This window comes from Planktothricoides raciborskii GIHE-MW2 (assembly GCF_040564635.1).
Taxonomy (GTDB): domain Bacteria; phylum Cyanobacteriota; class Cyanobacteriia; order Cyanobacteriales; family Laspinemataceae; genus Planktothricoides; species Planktothricoides raciborskii.
On record NZ_CP159837.1, the window covers coordinates 5,912,511 to 5,936,759 of the forward strand.

Sequence of the window (24,249 nt, forward strand, 5' to 3'; positions counted from 1 at the left end):
ACCATAATAATTTTTTTGATTTAGCAAGCAAATTTAAAATAAAATTTTTAAAAAACAGATCAAAAAAGTCAAAAATGTCAAAATGCTCAAAGTTACTCAAACATGATCTGGTTTGTCAAACCATGAATTACTCAGATAGAAAATCTTTTGACGATCGGGGGAACAGTCAGCCAAAGGATGAATTCATTCCACGGGCTGATTTCCAAAAAAAGCATCATACTATTTATAACAAACAATCGGATATGGCGGATATGGACTATCAGCAAATCCAAAGGTATTTGCAGCAACTTGACCAAATGCTAAATCGAGGTCAAAATGCTGAAAAAGCAATAAACCAAATCAGTCTTGAGATTGACGAAGTTGAGGAATTTGAGGGGTTATCCGGGGAATTACGATCGAGTGAACCGGCCAAAAATGAGGCTGAATTTGCGGAAACTACACTGGCGCTGGCTAATGCTGATGCCCAAGAGTTACAGTCCGGGGAAGGTAAGCCATCCCTCCAAGAATCTCCTGATTTGAAATCGATAGAAACCGCCGGAATTTTAGACGATTTACTACAGCCTTTTACTGCGGAGGCGAAGGAAGGAGAATCGGTTGAATATCAGGAGTTACTGGAACAACTTGCCCTGGATCAGACGGATCCTAAAACGATTAAAGAAGTGAATGATTTATTAAATCGTTTTAGAGATGAAGTTAGAAATGAAGCGATCGCAGACAATCAGGAAATATCTATCTTGGCAGGGGCAGACTTGGCCGCAGCAGAAATTGGTAATGATGGGAGTGAATATAACCAAGAGTCCAGTCAGACAATCTCTGAATTAGAGCATCTCGGTGCCGAAACGGAAACGGAAGCCAAAGCCAAAACCAAAGCCAAAACCAAAGCCAAAACCAAAGCCAAAGCCAAAACCAAAGCCAAAACCAAAAGCAATCGCTGGTTATCTGGGTTAGGGAAATTGATGCTATTTATGTTTCAGCCGTCGGTTAACTGTGCCAAAAAACAAAAGGTGCGGGCCGGTGTTTGGGGGTTTAGTTTAGGGATGATGGTTGTTATCTTGGTTGGTTGGGGGATTTATCACTATGTGCAAATTAATCAGGGCGATCGGGAAAAACAAGTCAGTAAGCTTTTAGATGCTTCTCCAGAATTAGCCTTTTATCGGCTCAACGTTGATGTTCGGGGCAAAATCCTATCCTTAACCGGAAAATTACCCAGTGCTTATCTCCGGGATCGAGCCGAAACAATTGTGCGGTTAGCGGCTCCAGATTTAGTGTTGGATAATCAGATTATCGTAGTAGATCAGCCGGTGAATATGATGCAAGTAGCGGCTGAGGTTGAACAGGTGGTTAAAATTCTCAATCAAATTGATGGGATTAGCATTTCTGCGGAGTTTGATCGGGGAAATGTCAGCTTAACAGGAACGTCTATTCAACATACTACCCTTAACAAGATTACTGAAATTTTTGCAGGCATTCCTGGGGTTCGTCAGGTTTCTAATCAAATGATAGTTCAGCCAATTTCTATTGGCATTCGGATTTATTTTAGGCAAAATTCTGCTCAAGTTCCTCCAGGAGACTGGGAAGAAAAGATTGAACAGATTAAAGACATTCTCGAAAAATACCCCGGTCTGCATTTGAAAATTGTTGGCTACAGCGATCGCACTGAATTCTCTAGGGAAAATTTGGCATTGCAACGGGTTCAATCGGTGGAAAATATGTTGGAATCTCGCGGGATAGATCGCCGTCGAGTTCAGGCATTTGCCGGTACAGGTTCCCCGCCAGATATTGATTTGAATCAAGAAAGATGGTTGCGGCGATGTGTGGTTTTTGAGATTATTGAAGCCGCAGCAGATTTAGCTAATTCGGGAAAATAGATAGTTTGGTAGATAGTCTGGTAGATAGTCTGGTAGATAGTCTGGTAGATAGTCTCGTAGATAGTCTGCTGATGGTATTGAATCAATATAAAGGTTTTAGGTTTAACCCAATTACCGAATTGCTCACATGATCGCTCACATTCAATCAAGGGAAATTTGCCAATCAATGATTCCTAAACAGGTGAAAAAAAGACACCCTGATGAACTGGTTTTAGCTACTTTCAGAATTCCATACGAAAAATGGGAGAAGTTTCAAGAGGCTGCCAGTGCATCTGGAACAACAGCATCGGCTACTTTATTGGCTTTTATTGAGGACTATCTGGCTAGATTTAATGCGGGAAATCAGCCAGAATTACTGGATTCTTTCGATTCCCCAGTTGATTCCTCATTAGAGGCCGAAGTAGAGGTTCCAGTAGCGAGTCAGTTACCGGAACAATCTCCGGTTAATTCTGGATTAGCAATCTCAGAAGTTCCTGAGTTAAATCGTGATTTCATTCCAGCAATGGAGCCACAAATTCAAAAACTGCTTGAAGCCAAAATTCAGGAAAAATTAGAGGCAAAAATTGAAAAACAACTTGAGGCGAGAATTGAAGCGAGAATTGAGGAAAAATTAGAGGCAAAAATTGAGGATATTGAACCGATAATACATCGGATTCAATCGCAAGTGAGTCAGTTAAGTAAACGCTTAGATAAAGTTGAACAGATTGTTGATAAATTTAAGGGAGCAAAGACTAAGAAAGACTCTGATTTTATCGATGTTGCTGCGGTGCCGATTGATGGGGATTTACATCAGCATAATTTAGAAAAAGATCGCCCCCTCACTGAGGATGAGCAAAATGATATCGGGCTAACCCAAACCGCTTTATGTATAGAATTTGGGATTAATCCCAACACTTTAAACCGACACGCAAGTGTCCGGGGTTTGTCTACGGTGGAATATTTGCATCAGCTAACGGGCTGGTTGTATCGGAATGGGAAATATTATCCGCCGAAATAATCGTAGGGTGGGCAAATTGCCCACCGTACATTTAAACCGGAGTAGGGTGGGCAATTTGCCCACCGTACATTTCAACCGAAATAATCGTAGGGTGGGCAAATTGCCCACCCTACATTAGTAGGGATTAGGCATCATCCAGGGCAGCAATGCCAGGGAGCACTTTTCCTTCGAGCAATTCTAGGCTGGCGCCACCACCCGTGGAAATATGGCTCATTTGGTCAGCTAAACCGGCTTGTTCCACCGCAGCTACGGAGTCGCCACCGCCAATGATGGTGCTGGTGCCTTTGGGGGTGAGTTCAGCCAGGGTTTCAGCGATCGCATTAGTCCCAGCGGCAAACTTCTCCATCTCAAACACACCCATTGGGCCATTCCAAATCACAGATTTGCAATCCGCTAAAGCCGCTTGGAAGGTCTTGACGGAATCGGGGCCAATATCCAATCCCATCCAACCATCGGGGATATTTTCCACGCTGACGGTTTGGGTATTGGCATCAGCAGCGAACTTATCCGCCACCACCACATCGGTGGGCAGCAAGAACTCAACGCCTTTTTCTTTAGCTTTAGCTTCCAAAGACTTGGCCAATTCCAGCTTATCCTCTTCCACCAAAGACTTACCCACGGATAAACCACGAGCTTTCAAGAAGGTGAAAATCATCCCACCACCGAGGAATAGCTTGTCGCACTTATCCAGCAGCGCAGAAATCACACCAATTTTGCTGGAAACCTTGGAACCGCCAACAATTGCGGCCAAAGGACGTTGGGGATTGTCAATAGCGGCTTGGAGATACTGAAGTTCTTTCTCAATTAAATAGCCAGCCACGGAAGGACTGAGATAGTGTGTCACCCCTTCGGTGGAAGCATGAGCGCGGTGAGCGGTGCCAAAGGCATCATTCACATATAAATCGGCCACAGCAGCCAACTGTTTAGTAAATTCTGGGTCATTTTCTTCTTCACCGGCATAAAAGCGGACATTTTCCAGTAATGCCACTTGGCCATTTTGCATGGCGCCCACTTGGGCAGCAACTTCATCGCCGATGCAGTCGTCACATTTGACTACTTCTTGATTGAGTAATTCAGAAAGGCGCTTGGCTACGGGGGTCAGGCGCATTTTTTCGTCTACTGTACCTTTGGGACGACCAAAGTGGCTGCACAGAATGACTTTGGCGCCTTTGCCGGTTAAATCTTTAATGGTAGGCAAAGCAGCCCGAATCCGGGTATCATCAGTGATGTTGCCAGCATCATCCAGAGGCACATTAAAGTCCACACGGACTAATACCCGCTTACCCGATAAATCTGACTCAGACAAGTTTGCTACAGTTTTCTTGGCCACAAAAATACCTCCTAGAATTTTCTATGTCTCGGTTAAAGTCCTGGAAAATCGATGCGAACCCTTTGTCTGTCCGGGAAGGCAAGCTCCCTGGCACAGAAAGTACACCGACGTTGCCAGACTTCAACCAGAGTAAATTTCACTTGTTTGTCGTAAACATTTTATACGAGAGTGTGTACCGTAAGAGGGTGCCATGTTCAAGACCGTTTTATTTCCCATCGATCGCAGTCGAGAATCCCGCGAAGCTGCGGACAAGGTTCTCAATATTGTTCAAACCTACAAAGCTCGCTTAGTCTTGCTTTCTGTAGTGCCAAAGCCCCCAGAAGGGGAAGAGTTACCCCCAGACGAGGCGATGATGTCCCCGGAAGCGGTGGCAGAATTGCTAAAAAATGCTCAGGATATGTTTTCTAAGGAAGGAATTGAAGCCGAAGTCATTGAACGCGAAGGTCAACCGGCTTTTGTGATTTGTGATGTAGCTGATGAAATCGACGCCGATTTAATTGTCATGGGTTGTCGGGGGATGGGTTTGACGGAGGAAGCACCAACGGAAAGTGTCACCACTTTGGTGATTAATCTGTCTCCCTGTGCAGTGTTAATCGTTCCGTAGTTTTTTACTTCTTTTTGAGGACTTACCCATAAACCCTAAATCTGTAGGGTTGATTCGCGAATCAACCCTACATGGAGGGGTTGATATTAAATCATGCGTAAGTCCTGTTTTTGAGGGTTCATGGGGATTATCCTATGAATCCTCACCAGACAAATGCCAGACAAAAAACTTAGGATTTCCTCTCATAATGATCATTCAATGGTATCCGGGTCACATTGCTAAGGCTGAACGACAGTTAAAAGAACAGCTAAAAATGGTGGATGTGGTGCTGGAAGTGCTTGATGCTCGTATTCCTTTATCGACTCATCATCCCCAAGTACCCAATTGGGTGGGGGAAAAAACCCGGGTTTTGGTGGTGAATCGCATGGATACGATCGCCCCACAGGTGAAAGAGCAATGGTTGACTTGGTTTAAGTCTCAAGGAGAAACTCCCTATTTTACTAATGCTCAAAAAGGGGATGGGGTGGCCCAAGTCGCTAGGGCAGCAAAATTTGCCGGAGTCGCGATTAATCAACGGCGGCGCGATCGCGGAATGTTGCCTAGACCCGTCCGCGCTGTGGTAATTGGTTTTCCCAATGTGGGCAAATCCGCTTTAATTAACCGCTTGCTGGGAAAACGAGTAGTGGAAAGTGCCCGACGCCCTGGTGTCACCCGTTCCCTGCGCTGGGTGAAAATTTCTCAAGAACTTGAACTATTAGACGCCCCAGGAATTATTCCGTCTAAGTTGGAAAGTCAAGCCGCTGCCCTCAAACTAGCCATTTGTGATGATATTGGTGATGCGGCCTATGATAATCAACGAGTCGCAGCGGGAATGATCGATTTGCTGACGCAATTGGAACGCCACGAGATTGGGGTAGTTGGCGCAAAATGTTTAGCCTCTCGCTATGAATTAGATCCCACAGAAATGACTGGGGAACAATATCTGCATACTTTAGCGGAGTTACGGCATCGTGGGGATGTGGAACGCACCGCAAGGCAGTTATTAAAAGAGTTTCGCAAAGGAGTCTTGGGTCCGATCGCCTTGGAGTTGCCACCGCAGCAGTAGGAGGGAGCGGGGGTGCAGGGTGTAGGGTGTAGGGTGTAGGGTGTAGGGGAAGAGGATGCATAGGATGCATAGGATGCATAGGATGCATAGGATGCATAGGAAAATTCTCTATTCTCTTTTCTCTATTCTCTTTTCTCTCTTCCCCCCACACCGATGGCGGCCGATGGCGGCCGATGGCGGCCGATGGCGGTCCTACACCCTACACCCTAAACCCTCTCTTCCCCACACCCCACATCTTTCCGTGTGAATGTTGCTCAAATTTCCGAGATACTAGATATAGATGAACACTGTTGTGGAGAAAAACTGTGCTACTAACAAAAGGCTTTGAGGTCGAAATGTACACAGGCACCCCGCAGGGGGATATTATCGGCCTCTCGGACAAAATTGTCGCGGCGTTAAATCGGTTTGTCCGCGAACCCGATAGCCGAAATGTGGAATATACGACTCCGCCGTTATGTTCCTACGATCGCCTATTGTGTGACTTGGTTCGACCTCGGTTGCAGCTACGAGACTATCTGAAAACATTGGGGGACTATACCCTGGTTCCGGGTAGTACCTTGTCCTTGGGTCACAGCGATCGCTTTTATCGGTCAGACCCAGGCAACCCTTACCATGACTATATCGAGCAAACTTATGGCACAAAAATCGTCACCGCCAGTATTCATATCAATATTGGCATTGAAGATCCAGAAGTGCTGATGCGGGCTTGTCGAGTGATCCGCATGGAAGCCCCTCTCTTCCTTGCCCTGAGTGCTTCTTCTCCGTTTTTAGATGGGGAAGTCACCGGCTATCATTCAACTCGGTGGCAGTTATTCCCGAAAACGCCTGTCCATGTGCCTCTGTTTGAAAGTCACAGCCATTTTATCCGCTGGACGGAAGAACAACTCGCAGCCGGGACAATGCAAAATGTGCGGCATTTATGGTCGTCGGTGCGTCCCAATGGGGATCACCGTCCTTATAATATTAACCGCCTGGAACTGAGGATTTGTGATGCGATCGAAGACCCGATCGCCTTATTAGCTATTGCGGCATTCTTAGAAGCCCGAATTATGCAGGTAATAGCAGACCCCAACTTAGATCCCCTGGTGCAAAGCCAACTCCCAGCCCAAAGTCGCGCTGAAGATTTAGCCAGTCTCGCTGATGCTAACGAAACCGCCGCCGCTACCAATAGTTTAGATGCTGAGTTGCGCCATTGGGTTGATGGTAGAACAATTTTAGCCCGGGATTGGATTGCTGAACTATATGAAGAAATGAACCCTTTGGCCAAAGAACGGGGTTTTGCTTGCTTCCTTTCACCCCTGAAAAAAATCTTGCGTCAGGGGAACCAAGCTCAACAATGGTTAAAACTTTATGAAGGAGGGACGGATATTCGCACGGCGATCGCGCAAGGGATTATCGCTATGATCAAAATGGAACATGAACTAGAAGATAAATTATGTCAACAATTGGTGGCGTAAACGTTCCCTGATTGTCGATATAAGTAGGTGGGCATAAATGAATTCAGTATATACTCACCAGATAAAAAGCTGTCATTCCCGCAAATGCGGGAATCCAATATATTGGAAAATCATCTCACCCTATTTTTTAGGCATTGATTCTCATGTTTGATCCCCCCAACCCCCATTAAGAATGGGGGATAAGAAAAATCATATTTCTCGGTCATTTCCACGTTCCCAGGTAAGACCTGGGAACAATCATTTTTTAATTTTTCGCCTCAAGCAAAAGTGATGAAAAACGGAGGCAACAGGTGCTACGTCTTTACTCTTATACCTTATTTTTAAGTGCATTTCTGTTATTTTCCGTGCAACTAATGGTTGCCAAAATGATTTTACCCTTGCTGGGGGGTTCGCCCTCAGTTTGGAATACTTGTCAGTTCTTTTTTCAAGGCACATTATTGCTGGGCTACGGATATGCTCATTTAAGCAGTAAATGGTTAGGAACCCGTCGTCAAGGGATGATACATATTCCTTTGCTTTTATTGCCACTGACTTGTTTACCGATCGCGATATCCACCCCTTTCTATACTCCTGAAAATTTGCGTCCTATTCTGTGGTTATTGACCGTCTTAACCCTCAGTGTCGGATTACCTTTTTTTGTGGTTTCCACCACGGCGCCGCTGCTACAGAAATGGTTTGCCGATACAGACAATCCGGGCAGTAGCGATCCCTATTTTTTATATAGTGCTAGTAATATTGGCAGTTTATTGGGTCTCTTAACCTATCCGACTTTAATTGAGCCATATTTTTCTTTAACATTTCAAAGTAAGATATGGTCTATATTATATATATTATTAATTTTTTTAGTCTGCTTTTGTGCTGTTAGTAGTTGGCAATCTAAACCGAAAATTAAAACAACAGAAAATGACGACGGAAATACAGATAATATTATTTTAGAGCGAGATATCGAAAATATCGAAAGAGAATCGCCACATTTAATAGAAATTTTCCAATGGATTATTTTAGCCTTTATTCCTTCCAGCTTGCTGTTAGGTTTAACAACTTATATTACCACAGACTTGGCGGCAATGCCAATGCTTTGGGCAATTCCTCTCGCCCTTTATTTGCTATCGTTTATTCTCACTTTTGCCCGAAAGCAATTTTTGCCTTATCCGCAATTTTTGGCCATATTACCGGCGTGGTTGACTCCGTTAATTTTCCTATGTTGGGCGCGATTAGTTAATCCTTTATGGTTTGTCCTATTGTTACATTTGGGCGGATTTTTTATCACTGCTTGTTTGTTTCATTGGCAGTTAGCCCAAAGACGCCCCAACCCGGAACATTTAACTAGCTTTTATTGGTGGATTTCCGTGGGAGGAGTTTTGGGCGGATTGTTTAATGCGATCGCGGCGCCTTTAGTATTCAACTACTTATTAGAATATCCGCTGATAATGTTGTTGTCTATTTTAGTGGTGCGTTCGCGGAGCGTTGCGGATGCAACATCGCCCCAATTATTCCAGGGCATAGAATTTGCATCTTCCGCCCAATTTTTAACCATTAAAAAAATTCAAACTATCAGTGTCGGGTTATTGTTTGGCGGATTATTCGTAGGATTTTCGCCAGAAGCATTTCTGAATAATCTCAGGGGTTATATTATAGCTATAGGGCTAATGATATTGATATTTTATCCCTTTAAATTGAAAAAGATCACCTGGGTACTGGGTTTATGTTTTATTTTCCTAATTGGCCAGTTTTCCTTGAATAACTTAGGCGGCATCCTCTACAGTGAACGGAGTTTTTTTGGCATAAATCGAGTAATTCAGTATGATAATGAAATTGGGGGTAAATATCATAGTTTACTGCATGGCACCACCCTGCACGGGAAACAGAGTCTCGATCCCAAACGCCGGAATGAGCCGCTATCTTATTTTACTATAGATAGCCCCATTGGTCAATTTTTCGCCTCGGTAAAACCGCAAAAGTTATCCCAGGTTGCTGTCTTAGGTTTGGGTGTTGGTACTTTAGCCGCTTATGCCCAACCGGGACAAGCATGGACTTTTTATGAGATTGACCCCACGGTGGAAAAAATCGCTCGCGACCCGCGTTATTTTACTTTTTTACAAGACGCCAAAGCCCCTTATAAGGTAATATTGGGAGATGGTCGATTGCAGTTAGCGCAGGTGCCGGATCGGGCTTATGATTTACTGATTATGGATGCCTTTAGTTCCGATTCTATTCCGGTTCATTTGGTGACAAAAGAAGCGTTTCAGCTATATTTTAGGAAAATCAAAGCATCGGGATGGTTGCTGGTGAATATTTCTAATCGGTATATTGATTTAGAACCCGTACTAGGCGCGATCGCTCATAATTTAGGACTGGTGGCCATCCATCAACAAGAAGGAGAAATATCCCAAACAGAAAAAGCAATGGGTAAATCCGCTTCTCACTGGGTAATTTTGACTCAGAAATCCGAGAATTTTGGCTCATTACTCCAAGACCCTCGCTGGGAAGCGATAGCATCCACCCAAACCCGGTCTAGTCCAGAAACTTTAATTTGGACTGATGATTATTCTAATATATTGAGTGCTTTACGTTGGGTGACTCAAAAATAATGCCATTATGGTTATTTGTTGTTTGTTGTTTGTTGTTTGTTGTTGGGTAGGGATTCTTTTGTTGTTTGTTGGTTGTTCTTTCATGGAAACCAACAACGAAGAACCATAGGAATTACGCAGGGAATCTATATATGGGGTGTTGGTGCGTTACGCTTTGCGCTAACACACCCTACGGATTTCTATATATGGGGTGTTGGTGCGTTACGCTTCGCGCTAACACACCCTACGGATTTCTATATATGGGGTGTTGGTGCGTTACGCTTTGCGCTAACACACCCTACGGATAGCTGATAAATAAGCCAACAATCAACAATCAACAACCAACTAACAACGAACAACCACCAAGCAACAACCAATAACCAACAACGAACAACAATCGCTGATTTTTTATCAATAGAGAAACTACCAATGACCACAAATATCGATGAAATCTTAAAAGAGTTTGAACATTTTGGGGTGAACCTGGGTTTAGAGAGAATTCAACGACTCTTAGGCGACTTGGGCAACCCTCAAGCCAAAGTGCCCATAATTCATGTCGCGGGTACTAATGGCAAGGGGTCTGTTTGTGCTTATCTGTCCGCAATTTTAACCGCCGCAGGTTATCGGGTCGGTCGCTATATTTCCCCTCATTTAGTTGATTGGACGGAACGAATTTCTCTGAATGAAAAGCCGATCGCCCGTGAGGAATTTATCTCTCTTTTAGAACAAGTTAAAGCAGCGATCGACCCAGCCGCCCCCTGTCCGACGCAGTTTGAGGTGATTACTGCTGCCGCTTGGTTATATTTTGCCCAACAGCAAGTGGATATCGCGGTGATGGAAGTGGGACTGGGGGGTCGATTGGATGCCACCAATGTCTGCGATCGCCCCTTGGTTAGCATCATTACCTCAATTAGTTGGGAACATTGGCAACGCTTAGGGCCAACGATCGCCGATATTGCCAGAGAAAAAGCTGGTATTCTCAAACCCGGTTGTCCGGCGATTTGCGGGTCGCTGCCTCCTGACGCGCAAAAGGTCGTAGAAAATCGCATTGCTGAACTGAATTGTCCCGCGATTTTTCCCGAACCAGCGCGGATCGTCGAACATAATTCTGTTAATTCCTCAGAGGATAATTTTTTGCCTAATCAACCACAATGGGCAGTTTATGAAAATATCAAATATCCTTTACCATTGTTGGGTGAAATCCAATTAACCAATTCTGCTTTAGCCATTGCTGCCATAAAAGTCTTGCAAGGGCAAGGTTGGCAAATTTCCGACGCACAAATTGCTGATGGCATGGGGAAAACACGCTGGCCCGGTCGTCTGCAATGGGTCAACTGGTCCAATAGTGGCACACGATTATTAGTTGATGGCGCTCATAATGCGGCTGCGGCTCAAGTTTTGCGCCAATATGTAGATCAAATATCCCCGCAACCTGTGAACTGGGTAATGGGAATGTTATCGACAAAAGACCATCCGGGTATCTTTAAGGCATTGCTCCGACCGGGCGATCGCCTATACTTAGTACCAGTCCCCGATCATAGTTCTGCCCTGCCCGAAGACTTAGCCGCGATCGCCCAGCCAATTTGCCCAGAATTGGCGGAAATCAAGTGCTATCCAGAATTGGCGATCGCCCTAGAACATTGTCATCATCCGGATCTGTCTAGTTGCGACACCCTGACAATTTTATGCGGTTCTTTATACTTACTGGGCTATTTTTTTGCCACTCATAACCAGATTGACCATTAACCCCAAAAATTGTTATTGGTTATTGGTTATTTGTTGTTCGGGTTTTTACTTAAATAATAAATAACCAATAATCAACAACCAACAACCAACAAACAACAAACAACAAACAACCAATAACCAATAACCAATAACCTAATACAGGAGCCATACTGCCGTGCAGAGTCTGCAAAATCTATTGAAAAAGTTCTTGCCAGGAAAAGCCCCTGGATTGGGCATCGAAATAGCCCCAGACCGGATTAATATTGTGCAATTGAGTCAGAAAAAGCCTGGATATAAACTAGAAACTTTTGTATCGGTGGAAGTAGGAGAAGGGTTGATCGAAGAAGGACTGATTGCCGATCCACCGGAAGTCGCCATGCTGATTCAGACAGCTTTAGCGGATAATAATATCAAAGCCAGACACATTGCCACGGCTATCCCTGCCAAAGAAGGTGTGATCCGGGTGGTGCCAGTGCCCGCCGAACTCAATGATTTAGAATTGCGGGAAATGGTGAATCAAGAAGCGGGGCTATACTTACCCTTTCCCAGGGAAGAGGCTGATGTAGATTATCAAAAGATGGGGGTGTTTGAGGATGAAGACGGAATTTCTAAATTCCAAGTCCTCCTAGTGGCAACTCGTAAAGAAGTCACCGATACTTATATTAGTACCTTTGAACAAGCAGGGTTAAAGATTGATGTTTTAGATTTAACTATTTTTTCCCTGCTGCGGACGATTCAAGGTGAATTAAGCCAACTGCCCCAAGAAGAACCAGTGGCGATCGCGGACATTGAATTTGACAGCACCGAAATAGCCATTCTCATGGATGGCATTCCCCAATTTTCCCGCACTATTCCCATTGGCACTTACCAAGTTCAGATGGCACTGTCCCAAGCCATGAACTTGCCTCCCTCCAGACAGACCGATATGCTACAAGAGATATCGATTCCCGCTAATCCAACGGAAATTACTGGGGAGGGTACAATGGGAGAAAGCAATCCTGGAGTCCAGGCAATTGTTAAAGTATTGTCTGAGCTTACCGATGAATTGCGGCGATCCATTGACTTTTTTATCAATCAAAGTGAAGGCCCTGATGTCTCCCAGCTATTTCTCGCCGGACCAGGGGCAGCGATCGGCCAAATCGAGGAATTTTTTAGTCATCGATTAGGTTTACCCGTTATGATCGTCGATCCAGTTGGTGACTTGGCGATCGAAGATGAAGAACAAAAACTATCCCAAGCCATCCACCCAGCATTGGGGGTCGTCTTGGGTCTAGGAATGCGAGAGGTCTAATCATTATGTATTCTATTGATATTAATTTTCTTAATGACCGACCTGATTATAAGCCACCGGATATTTCCAAACCAATTCCAGGTAAACAGACATCCACTGCCAGTCTTCCTTTCCTGATTGGGGGGGCAGCGGTGGCGGTGGCTGCCATTTGTAGTGCCGGGGGGTGGTGGTGGATTGTCACTACCAAAAATGCCCAATTACAAGCAGAAATTACAAAATTAGAAAGTGAAAGTGGTCTGCTAGAAGCTGAAGTGAAGAAAGTTGAAGAACTGGAAAATAAAACCAAGCAATATAATGAGCAAACTAAATTTTTTACCAGTATCTTTAACACTTCAGTCAAACCCTTATCCTCTTTGCTAGATGAATTGAGTAGCATTCTGCCTCCTGGGATGCAACTTTCCCAGATTAGTCAGACCTTGAAACCAGCAGAAGGAGAAAATATTCAAGCCAACACTCCTTGGGGGGTGATTTCACAAGATATAGAAATTACTGGACTTTCTCCTAGCTTTGCCGAAGTGAACGATTTGCTATTAATTCTGAAAAGCTCTCCTTTTTTTAATGAAAAAGAAACTGCATTAGTGGAAGCAGAGTTAATAGAGATTCCCATACAAGTAGAATGGACGGGAATTGGGGATGCGCCAGAAAATTTAACTCCCAAAGTGGTGCAATATAAAATTTCAACGAAGGCCACCAATGTTCTGGCTTCAGAAATACTCCCAGATTTACAAAGAACAAACGCACAAGGACTATTAAGTAGGCTGAATCGATTACAACAATTAGGGGTGAAGTTCGATGACACTAGCAAGTGAAGAAGGTTTTGTACCTCAACAGGAAAGTCCGCCGCCGCCGCCAGGTAGTTTGGTAGTCGGCCCACTGGTAATTACTCCCCAGATCCAAGGGATTGCGATTGCTTTGGTTGGGGTGGCTTTGGCGGGGGTTGTGGGCTGGAAATTGATTTTACCAGCTATGACCCAAACTCAAGAACTGGAAGCAAAAATTAGTGAATTAAACAATAACATTGAAGGGCAGAAAAAAAGAAAAGCTAAATTAGAAGAAGTCACGAATCAACTAGAAACTGCCAAACAGGAAAAAGAAAGTGTGATGGCATTATTTGGGAAAAACGACTTTTTGGATACCTTGCTATTTGATGTGAACAAAATCGTGGTGGAAAAACACCAGGGAACAATAGACAAGTTTAATCCGGTGAAAAGTTCTAGTAGTGGTTGGATTCTCGGGCAGACTGACGCCACTGCCGAGGCACAACCAGCCCCAGCAGACCCGGCTGCCCCACCGGGTCCTAAATTATCAGAAGCGATCGAAGGGGTGACGATTGAGGTAGAGATGCAAGGCAAGTGGGAACAACAGCAGGCTGCTTTGCAGGATTTGGAAAGATTACCGGCAATGGTGTTAATGGATGCATTTGTGTTAGAAGTCGATCGCTCTAACCAAAAACTTCTGTCTCCTAGACCGAATCAATTTATTCCTCAAGGAGAACCCCAACTCAAGACCAGGTTTAATTTATTGGCGGTTGTGCCTTTACCCGCCGAACAGTTAGAAAAGCTGGCCGCACCTCCGCCACCGAAGGAAGAAGAAAAGAAAGAGGGTGAAGCTGCCCCGGCAACGCCCGAAGCCAAGGCAGAATAAACCACAGCAAATCCGGTTCTCAAAACCCACTTATACTCGTGAGGTGTCATTCCCGCGAATGCGGGAATCCATAAGCGTTTTAGGTAACGATCATAGTAGGGGCGATTCGCTTTTTCGCCCGTAATGAAAAGCGGATTTGGGATCGCAGATTAATGTGCGATCGCAGCGATAAATTTAATTGCCTTAATTGCCCAATTAATCGCCCCGATCGCCAAAATATCGCCAAAATGATTAAAGACTAATTCAAAGATCGGATCAAACATATTTAGTGAGGAGGAAACAGTGAAACCAAATTATCTCCTGGGGGTAATCCTGGGCAGTTCTATGGTTGCCAGTCTAGGCGCGATCGCCTTAGTTCAGCCAGCTTGGGCTCAAGCCACCGCAATTACTAACGTAGAAGTCATCTCCAGTGGTGGCGGAATTCAACTGGTCTTAGAAACTTCTGGCGGCGAAGCCCCCCAAGTGTTTACCATCAATCGGGGTAATGACGTAGTAGCGGATTTAGTCAATACCACCCTCAACCTGAAAGAGGGCGGCAGCTTCCGGCAAAACAATCCGGCTCCGGGGATTGCCTCAATTGTGGTGACGCCCTTAGATTCTAATAGCGTGCGGGTGATTGTCAGTGGCAACGGCAGCGCCCCGAATGTAGACATTGCCGAACGTAGTCCCAATAGAATTACTATCAACTACGGCACCGGCATCGCTGGCGCCCCAGTGAATCCGCCACCTCCAGGGAATAATCCTCCCCCAATGGCGCAAGAACAACCCAGACCAATTTCTCAGCAACCGCAACAACCGCAATCAGAACCGGAAGTCCTGGTGCCGAACCCAGAGATCACCATTAATGGGGTGCCGGTTCCTTCAACGGGAACCAGCCAAGCCCCACCGTTCTTGCCCCGCGCTGTAGCGCCGCCGGTCGGGGATATTGCGATTTCCAATACCGACTCCTCTCCCAACTTAATTACGCTGGGAAGTAGCGAGATGATCCAAAGTTTAGTGTTCAAAGATACACCAGTCCGAGAAGCCTTATCGGTCGTCGCACGATTGGCCGGAGTCAACGTCGCCTATGCAGCGGCGGGAAATACCACCAACGCTCAAGAAGTCGGAGAACTGACCATTAACCTGGATATCGAAAACGAGTCCCTAGAAAATGTCTTTAACTATATTCTTCAACTGAGTGGCCTGGAAGCCAACCGAGTCGGCAACACTGTTTTTGTTGGAGTGAATCTACCAGACTCAGCAAGAGACATGGTAGCTCGCACCATTCGGGTTAACCAAATCACTGCTCGCGATGCCGGAATTTACTTGGCCAGCTTAGGTGCAGAAACAGCGGTGTCAAGCACACAACCACAAACGCAAACCGTGGCGATTCCCATCGCTGGCACTGACCAGTTTCGTCAAGAAACGACTACCTCGTTGAAAACTGTGATTGAAACTCTGACAATCGAGCCTGACTATTTGAACCCACTTTTACGCGGCCTGCAAGTGGTGATTGATGAGCGAGCCAACAGTCTCACCATATCCGGCCCTCGGCGTTTGGTAGAAATGGCTTCAGCCCAGCTTGTCGCCCTGGACGTCCGTAAGCGTCAAGTAGCTGTGAATGTCAAAATTATTGACGTGAATCTTAACAACGAAGATACTTTCAATACCAGCTTTTCTTTTGGTATTAATGACAGTTTCTTTGTCAGTGATAACGGTGCGGCGGCGATTAACTTTGGTGGGATCAATCCTCCTACGGAAAATACCATCACAACTCGTCGGGATGGAGGCTTGAATTTAGTCCCCCCTGTGGTTGTCAGTCCTTATGGTCCGAATGCTACGCAGGTTGGGTCACTTTCTGTTAATCCATTTTCTGACACCAGCCAAGTTCGGGTGCCGCTAACGGCTCCGGGTCAAGAGGGGGGATCGTTTTTACGTCCGATCGCCCCACTGGTAAATGAGGTAAATGGTCTTTTTCAACCAGGGATTTCAGGATACACCTCATTTAGCCTCGATCCCGGTGATACGACCCTTGAGTCTTTGGCACTGGGAGAAGCGACCTTTGCTCTGCCGACTTTATTTGAATATCCCACTAAGTTTTTAGCTCTGCTACAAGCACAGGTGGTCAGCCGCAATGCCAAAATCCTCACAGATCCTACAGTGGTGATCCAAGAAGGACAAAACGCCAGTGTCGGTTTAACGGAAGAAGTAGTGGGTAACATCGAACGAGAAACTGAATTTGGTGATGGTTTTTCCCGAACAACGACCACGGCAGAAATTAAGGAGGCGGGTTTACAGCTAGGAATTACTGTAGATAGAATCGATGATAATGGCTTTGTCACCATGCGAATTATCCCCAATGTCCGATCGATCGCCGGAACACAAACTTTTGGCGACACTGAAATTACTCTCTTAGCCGAGCGTTCTTTAGACTCTGGCACAATTCGCCTACGGGACGGCCAGACCTTAATTCTCTCCGGCATTATTCAAGAACAAGAACGGTCTACGGTGACTAAATGGCCAATTCTGGGGGATTTACCGATTATTGGGTCTTTATTTCGGGGAAGTACCACACAAAACCAACGGGCTGAGGTGATCGTGTTGGTGACTCCCCAGATTTTGGATGACTCCGATCGCTCTGGGTTTGGCTACGGTTATGTCCCCGGACAAGATGCCCAAGAAATGATGAACCGTTCCCGCTAAGACCGCCAATTTTTACGCCGGTCTGCCATCCGTGGATCCTTGATAAACCCAAAAAATACAATAACTTGTCAGATTTTACTCAAAACCCCTGTTGCCAAAACAGGGGTTTTTTCAGGAGTTTAGCAAATTTCAACTAATTTCGCTTGTAGCCACAAAAGTAATGATAAAATGACGTAAATTTAGAGGCTTTGGCACATCCAGTCGGTCGTGAATTGTTAAAAAAATCCTGAAATCTACAGAAATTAAAGGTTTCACCGATCCATTTTAAGGTTGAATACTTTCACAAACCGGGTTTCTGCGTTAAATTTAGCATCACAGCCAAAATCTCACTTTTGAGGTTAAATATGTTCAGAAACCGGGTTTCTGCGTTAAATTTAGCATCACAGCCAAAATCTCACTTAAGCAACCCGGTTTCTAGAAAATTAGATTGTATGGGAGTTTCAGAGATTTTGTGTCAGAATGACTGAGAATTGCCACGAAATCCCCCTGGGCGATCTGAAATTTCATCGTGGCGTTCAACGCCCAAACACATAAAAGGAGTATCGAAATGAACAAAGGTGAACTCGTAGACGCAGTTTCCGAAAAAGCCGGTGTCACCAAGAAACAAGCTGACGCCGTTTTGACCGCAGCATTAGATGTAGTCATCGACGCCGTTGCCGCTGGAGATAAAGTGACTTTAGTGGGCTTTGGCTCATTTGAAGCACGTCACCGCAAAGCCCGTGAAGGTCGTAACCCCAAAACTGGCGATAAGATGGAAATCCCCGCTACTACAGTTCCAGCTTTCTCCGCTGGAAAATTGTTTAAAGAAAAAGTAGCCCAAGCGCAATAATCCAGGCATTGCGAATTTAATGGCCGTTAACCGACCAGTACACGGGGGAAATTTGCTCTGGGCAGCCGCACTAGCAGGTTGTCCCCCAAGTTCACTTGTGGATTTCTCCGCCAGTATTAATCCCCTGGGGCCTCCTCAGTCCGCGATCGCGGCGATCCAATCTCACCTAGAGGAAATCGCCGCTTACCCCGACCCTAATTATCGTGAACTGCGTAAATCTCTCGGTGAGTATCACCAGATTTCTCCAGAATGGATTTTGCCCGGAAATGGCGCCGCTGAGTTACTCACCTGGGCCGGTTGGGATTTAGCAACTCTTCCCAGGGTGGTGCTGGTGACTCCAGCATTCGGTGACTATCGGCGCTGTCTGCGGGCATTTAACGCCAAAGTTGTTGAGTCTTGTCTGTGGGCAGACTTACCAGAAGACATGGGAGACGTTGAGATTGATAGATGGTCTTTGCCCTCTCCCATGTCCCCAAGTTCAGGACTCTTGCTGAATAACCCTCATAATCCCAGTGGTCGGTTATTTTGCCGGGAAACTTTGCTGCCCTATTTGGAGCAATTTGAGTTGGTGGTGGTGGATGAAGCCTTTATGGACTTTTTGCCGCCACCAAAACAAGAAAGTTTGGTCAGCGAGGTGGCAAGATTCCCTAATCTGGTGATTTTGCGATCGCTGACTAAGTTTTACAGCCTGCCCGGACTGCGCTTGGGATATGCGATCGCTCACCCCGATCGCCTGCGCCGCTGGCAAGAATGGCGCGACCCTTGGCCGGTGAACGTTTTAGCCGCTGCGGTGGGGGGCTCGGTACTCCAAGATACAGCCTTTCAGCAGCAAACTTGGTCTTGGTTGCCCCCAACGCGAGATGAACTATTTCAAGGCTTAAGCCAGCTACCAGGGCTGACCCCATACCCAAGTTCGGTTAATTTCTTATTAGTAAAAACCGAGCAGCCCAGTTCTGAACTGCAACAAGCTTTACTCCAACATCATCAAATCTTGATTCGTGACTGCCTGAGTTTTCCCGAACTAGGCGATCGCTATTTTCGGGTAGCCATTCGTTCCCAACCAGAAAACCTGCGTCTCCTCCAAGGACTCAGGGACGTTTTATCATAATTGTTGATTGTTGATTGTTGATTGTTGATTGTTGTTTGTTGTTGGTTGATTGTTGTTGGTTGTTGGTTGGTTGTTGTTGGTTGTTGGTTGGTTGTTGGGTACGGGCGAAGCATTCCCGTAGACAGATTGTTCTTTAAACCGGAATATTTCTGCGGGAATGCTTCGCCCCTACAAACTGTTAACTGCCAATAACCAATAATCAACAATCAACAATCAACAATATAGCGGTAGCAATGCGGATGAAGTACAGAGGTTTTCTGGATTCCCGCCTGCGCGGGAATGACGGATTTTTTTTGGACTTCATAACTCTGACATACGATATAAACAACCACCAACCAACAACAATCAACCAACAACCAACAACCAACAACCAACAACCAACAAACAACAAACAACAAACAACAAACAACAAACAACAAACAACAGTGAATTTTGATTACGATTTAGTCATTATTGGCGGCAGTGTGGCTGGGGTTTATGCGGCGAAAACCGCAGCCCAGCTAAAAGCCCGTGTCGCCCTGGTACAACCGCTTCTAGAAACCGGGTTTCTTGAAGAAACCCGGTTTCTCCAGCAGGAAATTTGCAGATTTCAGCAGCAAAGATTTTCCCTTTCTCCAGAGTTAAGTTTCTATGATTTGCCCGTAGGAGAACCGTATTCTCCGGGGATTTTGGCATCGTTGGGCATTGATGTGATCATTGGTGAGGGTCAATTTTGCCCCAAACCTAGGTTAGCTTTTGAAGTGAAAGATCGCCTATTGCGATCGCGTTCTTATTTATTAGCCCCGGGGTCAATTCCAGCAATTACTAACTATATCGAAGGATTAAATAGGGCTAAAGCCGAACAATTTAATCAAGAAGTTTTAGCCGATTTTATAGATTTAAATCCTTTAAAAAATACCGATAATTCACCTAAGCGTTTAATTATAATTGGCGGCAGTCCTCAAGGGATAGAAATTGCTCAATGCTTTGCCAAAATTGGCTATTTAGTAACACTTATTGTCAAGAGCGATCGCCTGCTTACGGAAGAAGATGCGGAGGCAGCTTTTTTAATTCAGTGTCAATTAGAAGCGGATGGCATCCGATTATTGACGAATACTTCCGTGAGTCAAATTAAGCGAATTAATGACAAAATCTGGGTGCAAGCTGGTGACAAAGCCCTGGAAGCTGACCAAATTTATATTGCTACCGGCAACCAGCCCAATCTAGAATCATTAAATTTAGACCGGGTTGGGGTGGAAACTGTTAAGCATGATTCATTATATCAGGAGTTAATTTTAAATAAAAAACTCCAAACCACACGGTTTTCTATTTACAGTTGTAGTCATTTATCCCAAAAATACCGCTGGACAAATCTGGCTATATATGAAGCAAATATAGCCATAAAAAATGCTTTATTTTTGCCAATTTATCAGGTAAAATCTCAAGAAATTCCCTGGGCTATTTTTACTCAGCCTCAATTCGCTAGGGTCGGTTTAACGGAAGCCCAAGCTAAAGAACGCTATGGTAAAGATGTTTTAGTATTTCGCCAGTATGAGAAGAATGTTACAGCGGCACAGTTGTCGGGAGAAACTACCGGAATTTGTAAAGTTATTACTCGGAGAAATGGGGAATTATTGGGAGTGCATTTGGTGGGAAATAGCGCCAGTGAGTTAATCCATACCTGGGCTTTGGCGATGCAAAATAATTTAAAAATAGGTGCGATCGCTTCTCTGCCGCATATTTTCCCGTCCTTCTCGGAAATTAACAGCCAAACAGCCCAATTGTGGCGATATCATCAGCGGATTCGACCCTGGGAAAATCTGCTTGAAGGCTTCTTTAATTGGCGCCGGGGTTGAAGCGATTCCAAAGCCAGTGCGGTCTTGGGGTCTCCCCAAGTAGAGCAACTGGCGTACTTATGCCACAATCTGATTATTACTAAATCTGTGATTTTTCCCCCTTGTAATGACTAAGCCCAAAGACCAACAATCAAACCAAGACTCTAACGCCAAAATTATCCAGCGATTGCGTACCTTAACTCATGTGCTGGATAATGCCATTCCGATTCCCGGAACGAACTACCGTATTGGACTCGATCCCTTTTTAGGACTGATTCCCGGTGGCGGTGATATTGCTGGGGCGGCATTGTCCGCTTATATTGTAATTTCGGCGGCACAGTTGGGTTTACCGCGAGAAAGTTTGCTGCGAATGGTGTTCAATATTTTGCTAGAAGTTTTTGTGGGGACTGTGCCCGTCTTGGGAGATTTGTTTGATGTGGCATGGAAAGCTAATGTGAAAAATATGGAATTGTTGGATATCCATATTAAGTCGCCACAGATGGGTAAAAAAGCTGATAAGTGGTTTGTGTTTTTATTAGTAGGTGGTTTGATGTTAGTGGTAATCGGCGCGATCGCTCTCGGCATTACCTTAATCACTTTGGTGTTTGGTTTACTCACCGGCAATGGATAGGAAATTTCTTCAGTTAAACTAAGACAGAGAAATTGTCAATGGAGAAAACCCTTGTCACAGCCAACCCCAAAAACTCAACAGCGGGCAGAACAACTGCGGCAACAATTGCAAAAAGCTAGTTATGCCTACTATGCCCTAGATAATCCGATCATGGAGGATGCGGTTTACGATCGCCTCTATCGGGAACTGCAAGACCTGGAACAGCAATATCCGTCCCTCATTTCACCGGATAGTCCCACCCAACGGGTAGGGGAACGACCTGCCACCGCATTTGTCTCGCTTCAGCATAAAATATCTCTCTACAGTTTGGAAAATGCCTTTAATTTGGCAGAGTTTGCCACTTGGCAGGAACGCTGGCAAAGGGTAGTGTCCCCTGAGAAACCGGGTTTCTATGTAGGGTCCGGTGGGGAGGCAAACATTTCTCAGAGAAACCCGGTTTCTGGGTCTGGGGGGGGTTATGTTTGCGAATTAAAAATAGATGGTTCCGCTTTAGCTTTAAGTTATGAAAATGGCTTACTGGTGCGCGGCGCCACACGGGGGGATGGCACCACTGGGGAAGAAATTACCCAAAATGTGAAGACTATTCGCTCCATTCCCTTACGCTTAAATTTAGATAATCCGCCACCTTGGGTAGAAGTGCGCGGGGAGGCATTTTTAGCCTTAGATGTGTTTGCCCAAATTAATCAAGAACGAGAAAAAATAGGGGAATATTTATTTGCTAATCCACGCAATGCAGCAGCGGGAACTTTGCGGCAGTTAGACTCCCGCAAAGTGGCCGATCGCCGTCTTGATTTCTTTGCCTATACCTTACATTTGCCGGAAGAACTGCAACCAGCATCTCAATGGGAATGTCTGCAATGGTTGCAACAAGCTGGATTTAGGGTTAACCCCAATCGAGATTTATGTCCCTCTTTGACCGAAGTCAAAGCTTTTTACGATCGCTGGGAAACGGAACGAGAACATTTACCCTATATGACCGATGGGGTGGTGGTCAAAATTAACTCTTTGGCGTTACAAAAGCAATTGGGCTTTACCCAAAAGTTTCCTCGTTGGGCGGTTGCCCTAAAATATCCCGCTGAAGAATTACCGACGATTGTAGAAGCGGTGACTGTACAAGTGGGACGGACGGGGGCATTAACTCCGGTTGCGGAGTTGAAACCCGTACAATTAGCCGGAACTACGGTGTCACGGGCAACTCTGCACAACAGCGATCGCCTGGATGAATTAGATTTACATATTGGCGATACGGTAATTGTGAGAAAAGCCGGGGAAATTATCCCGGAAGTGGTGCGGGTGTTGCCAGAGTTACGCCCAGAAAATGCCCCACGGTTTCAAATGCCTAAGTTTTGCCCGGAATGCGGGTCAACGGTGGTAAAACCCGCTGATGAAGCCGTTACCCGTTGTATTAATACCTCTTGTCCGGCAATTCTGAGAGGGTCTTTGATTCATTGGGCTTCGCGCAAGGCTTTAGATATTAATGGTTTGGGCGAAAAACTGGTACAACTTATGGTCGATAGCGCTTTAGTAAAATCCGTGGCCGATTTATATAGTTTAACCGTGGCAGAACTGATGACTTTAGAACGCATGGGTCAGAAATCGGCGTCCAAGTTAGTCACAGCGATCGCCAGCAGCAAAACCCAACCTTGGGCTAGAGTGCTCTATGGTTTAGGGATTCGCCATGTGGGGAGTGTGAATGCTCAAGTTTTGGCAGAAAAATTCCGTGACATAGAAGCATTAGCCGCCGCTACCCCTCTTGCGATCGCCTCTGTTTATGGCATTGGTTCAGAAATTGCCGATTCCGTGTCTCAATGGTTCCAAGTTCCCGCCAATCAAACCTTAATTGACCGCTTAAAAACTGCTGGGTTGCAACTAGCTACACCTTTAGAAACCAGTACACAACAGCCGCAAGCTATATCTGGAATCACAACAACATTGCCTCTATTGGGTAAAACTTTTGTGATTACCGGCACTTTGCCCACCATGACGAGAGAGGAAGCTAAGGCGAAAATTGAACAAGCGGGCGGTAAGGTCACGGGTTCAGTCAGTAAAAAAACCAACTATTTATTAGTGGGAGAAGATGCCGGGTCTAAGTTGGAGAAAGCACAAGCCCTGGGGATTCCCTGTATTTCCGAAGCGGAACTCTGGGAGTTATTGCGTCCTTGAAGATGGGGTGTAGCCCTGAGCCTGCCGAAGGGTAAGAGGTGTAGGGAAGAGTGAATAGTGAAGAGTGAATAGTGAAGAGTGAATAGTGATAATTCTTTTGTACGGGCGTCCTTGCGAAGCCCATGCCGTCAGGCTATATGGCCATTCGCCCCTACGACTTTTCACTTCTCGATTGGCGGATCCTCGGTCGGTGAGCGAAGCCTGTCCTGAGCGCAGCCGAAGGGCCGAACCGCCGCTCCTCCGCCCCTCCGCTACTCTGCTCCCCCGCACCAGAAGCTCCTCATCTATCAATTAGAAGCGTGAATTTGTTCCGGGAAAGATCGCGCCCGTACCTGGTGAAAAATTAAAATTGAGTTGCGATCGCTGACGGCAAGTTACGCGATCGCTACTCAAAATAGGATATTATTATAAAATAAATCCCGCCATTGAAATTGATTTTATAATTTATAATTTTTAATTTTTGTCACTGATTACTAAATAGTAAAAAGCCA

17 protein-coding genes are annotated in these 24,249 nt (G+C 45.4%); 16 read left to right on the forward strand and 1 reads right to left on the reverse strand.

Translation table 11 applies throughout. The features are described from left to right. Positions 1-74: 74 nt before the first annotated feature. Entirely contained in the window at positions 75-1,868 is a 1,794-nt protein-coding gene (locus ABWT76_RS25220; RefSeq protein ID WP_054464769.1) for an OmpA family protein, read from the forward strand. A 166-nt stretch (positions 1,869-2,034) separates the two neighbouring features. Continuing rightward, entirely contained in the window at positions 2,035-2,865 is an 831-nt protein-coding gene (locus ABWT76_RS25225; protein WP_054464770.1) for a hypothetical protein, read from the forward strand. 124 nt (positions 2,866-2,989) lie between these two features. Here ABWT76_RS25225 and ABWT76_RS25230 read toward each other — a convergent pair whose 3' ends face one another. Further along, entirely contained in the window at positions 2,990-4,195 is a 1,206-nt protein-coding gene (locus ABWT76_RS25230) for a phosphoglycerate kinase (RefSeq protein ID WP_354635123.1), read from the reverse strand. A 190-nt stretch (positions 4,196-4,385) separates the two neighbouring features. Between ABWT76_RS25230 and ABWT76_RS25235 the strand changes: the two genes are divergently transcribed. From ABWT76_RS25235 to ligA, 14 genes are all read left to right on the forward strand, one after another. Beyond that, the gene (locus tag ABWT76_RS25235) at positions 4,386-4,799 is read left to right on the forward strand and encodes a universal stress protein (RefSeq protein WP_354635124.1); all 414 of its coding nucleotides are present in this window, start codon (positions 4,386-4,388) and stop codon (positions 4,797-4,799) included. Positions 4,800-4,986: 187 nt separating this feature from the next. Then, a complete protein-coding gene (gene ylqF / locus ABWT76_RS25240; RefSeq protein ID WP_354635125.1) occupies positions 4,987-5,844 on the forward strand; it encodes a ribosome biogenesis GTPase YlqF in 858 nt (285 codons plus the stop codon). 305 nt (positions 5,845-6,149) lie between these two features. Next, positions 6,150-7,301: a glutamate--cysteine ligase gene (gshA, locus tag ABWT76_RS25245; RefSeq protein WP_054464774.1), complete on the forward strand. Its 1,152-nt coding sequence runs from the start codon at positions 6,150-6,152 to the stop codon at positions 7,299-7,301. A 290-nt stretch (positions 7,302-7,591) separates the two neighbouring features. Beyond that, entirely contained in the window at positions 7,592-9,892 is a 2,301-nt protein-coding gene (locus ABWT76_RS25250) for a spermidine synthase (protein WP_190877075.1), read from the forward strand. Between the two features lie 408 nt (positions 9,893-10,300). After that, entirely contained in the window at positions 10,301-11,617 is a 1,317-nt protein-coding gene (locus ABWT76_RS25255) for a folylpolyglutamate synthase/dihydrofolate synthase family protein (protein WP_054464776.1), read from the forward strand. A gap of 163 nt (positions 11,618-11,780) precedes the next feature. Next, entirely contained in the window at positions 11,781-12,887 is a 1,107-nt protein-coding gene (gene pilM, locus ABWT76_RS25260; protein ID WP_054464895.1) for a type IV pilus assembly protein PilM, read from the forward strand. A 5-nt stretch (positions 12,888-12,892) separates the two neighbouring features. Beyond that, positions 12,893-13,696: a PilN domain-containing protein gene (locus ABWT76_RS25265; protein WP_354635126.1), complete on the forward strand. Its 804-nt coding sequence runs from the start codon at positions 12,893-12,895 to the stop codon at positions 13,694-13,696. Further along, positions 13,680-14,531 carry a hypothetical protein gene (locus ABWT76_RS25270; protein ID WP_354635127.1) on the forward strand — a complete coding sequence of 284 codons (852 nt, stop codon included), beginning with the start codon at positions 13,680-13,682 and terminating at the stop codon, positions 14,529-14,531. The genes ABWT76_RS25265 and ABWT76_RS25270 overlap by 17 nt, the downstream gene beginning before the upstream one ends. 282 nt (positions 14,532-14,813) lie before the next feature. Continuing rightward, positions 14,814-17,213 (forward strand): AMIN domain-containing protein, encoded by a 2,400-nt coding sequence (locus ABWT76_RS25275; RefSeq protein WP_354635128.1) that lies wholly within the window; start codon positions 14,814-14,816, stop codon positions 17,211-17,213. 547 nt (positions 17,214-17,760) lie between these two features. Beyond that, positions 17,761-18,042, forward strand: coding sequence for an HU family DNA-binding protein (locus ABWT76_RS25280; protein ID WP_054464779.1), 282 nt, complete (start codon positions 17,761-17,763; stop codon positions 18,040-18,042). Positions 18,043-18,061: 19 nt separating this feature from the next. Beyond that, positions 18,062-19,150, forward strand: a complete 1,089-nt coding sequence (gene cobD / locus ABWT76_RS25285) for a threonine-phosphate decarboxylase CobD (protein WP_354635129.1) — start codon at positions 18,062-18,064, stop codon at positions 19,148-19,150. Between the two features lie 425 nt (positions 19,151-19,575). Next, positions 19,576-20,985, forward strand: coding sequence for an NAD(P)/FAD-dependent oxidoreductase (locus tag ABWT76_RS25290; protein ID WP_354635130.1), 1,410 nt, complete (start codon positions 19,576-19,578; stop codon positions 20,983-20,985). 106 nt (positions 20,986-21,091) lie between these two features. Further along, complete coding sequence (locus ABWT76_RS25295) at positions 21,092-21,595, forward strand: DUF4112 domain-containing protein (protein WP_054464782.1); 504 nt, start codon at positions 21,092-21,094, stop codon at positions 21,593-21,595. A 51-nt stretch (positions 21,596-21,646) separates the two neighbouring features. After that, the gene (gene ligA, locus ABWT76_RS25300) at positions 21,647-23,758 is read left to right on the forward strand and encodes an NAD-dependent DNA ligase LigA (protein ID WP_354635131.1); all 2,112 of its coding nucleotides are present in this window, start codon (positions 21,647-21,649) and stop codon (positions 23,756-23,758) included. Positions 23,759-24,249: the final 491 nt, after the last annotated feature.

Coding starts and splice junctions, on each gene's coding strand:
- ABWT76_RS25220 (WP_054464769.1), top strand. CDS start 75: ATGTCAAAATGCTCAAAGTTACTCAAACATGATCTGGTTTGTCAAACC.
- ABWT76_RS25225 (WP_054464770.1), top strand. CDS start 2,035: ATGATTCCTAAACAGGTGAAAAAAAGACACCCTGATGAACTGGTTTTA.
- ABWT76_RS25235 (WP_354635124.1), top strand. CDS start 4,386: ATGTTCAAGACCGTTTTATTTCCCATCGATCGCAGTCGAGAATCCCGC.
- ylqF (WP_354635125.1), top strand. CDS start 4,987: ATGATCATTCAATGGTATCCGGGTCACATTGCTAAGGCTGAACGACAG.
- ABWT76_RS25255 (WP_054464776.1), top strand. CDS start 10,301: ATGACCACAAATATCGATGAAATCTTAAAAGAGTTTGAACATTTTGGG.
- ABWT76_RS25265 (WP_354635126.1), top strand. CDS start 12,893: ATGTATTCTATTGATATTAATTTTCTTAATGACCGACCTGATTATAAG.
- ABWT76_RS25270 (WP_354635127.1), top strand. CDS start 13,680: ATGACACTAGCAAGTGAAGAAGGTTTTGTACCTCAACAGGAAAGTCCG.
- ABWT76_RS25280 (WP_054464779.1), top strand. CDS start 17,761: ATGAACAAAGGTGAACTCGTAGACGCAGTTTCCGAAAAAGCCGGTGTC.
- cobD (WP_354635129.1), top strand. CDS start 18,062: ATGGCCGTTAACCGACCAGTACACGGGGGAAATTTGCTCTGGGCAGCC.
- ABWT76_RS25295 (WP_054464782.1), top strand. CDS start 21,092: ATGACTAAGCCCAAAGACCAACAATCAAACCAAGACTCTAACGCCAAA.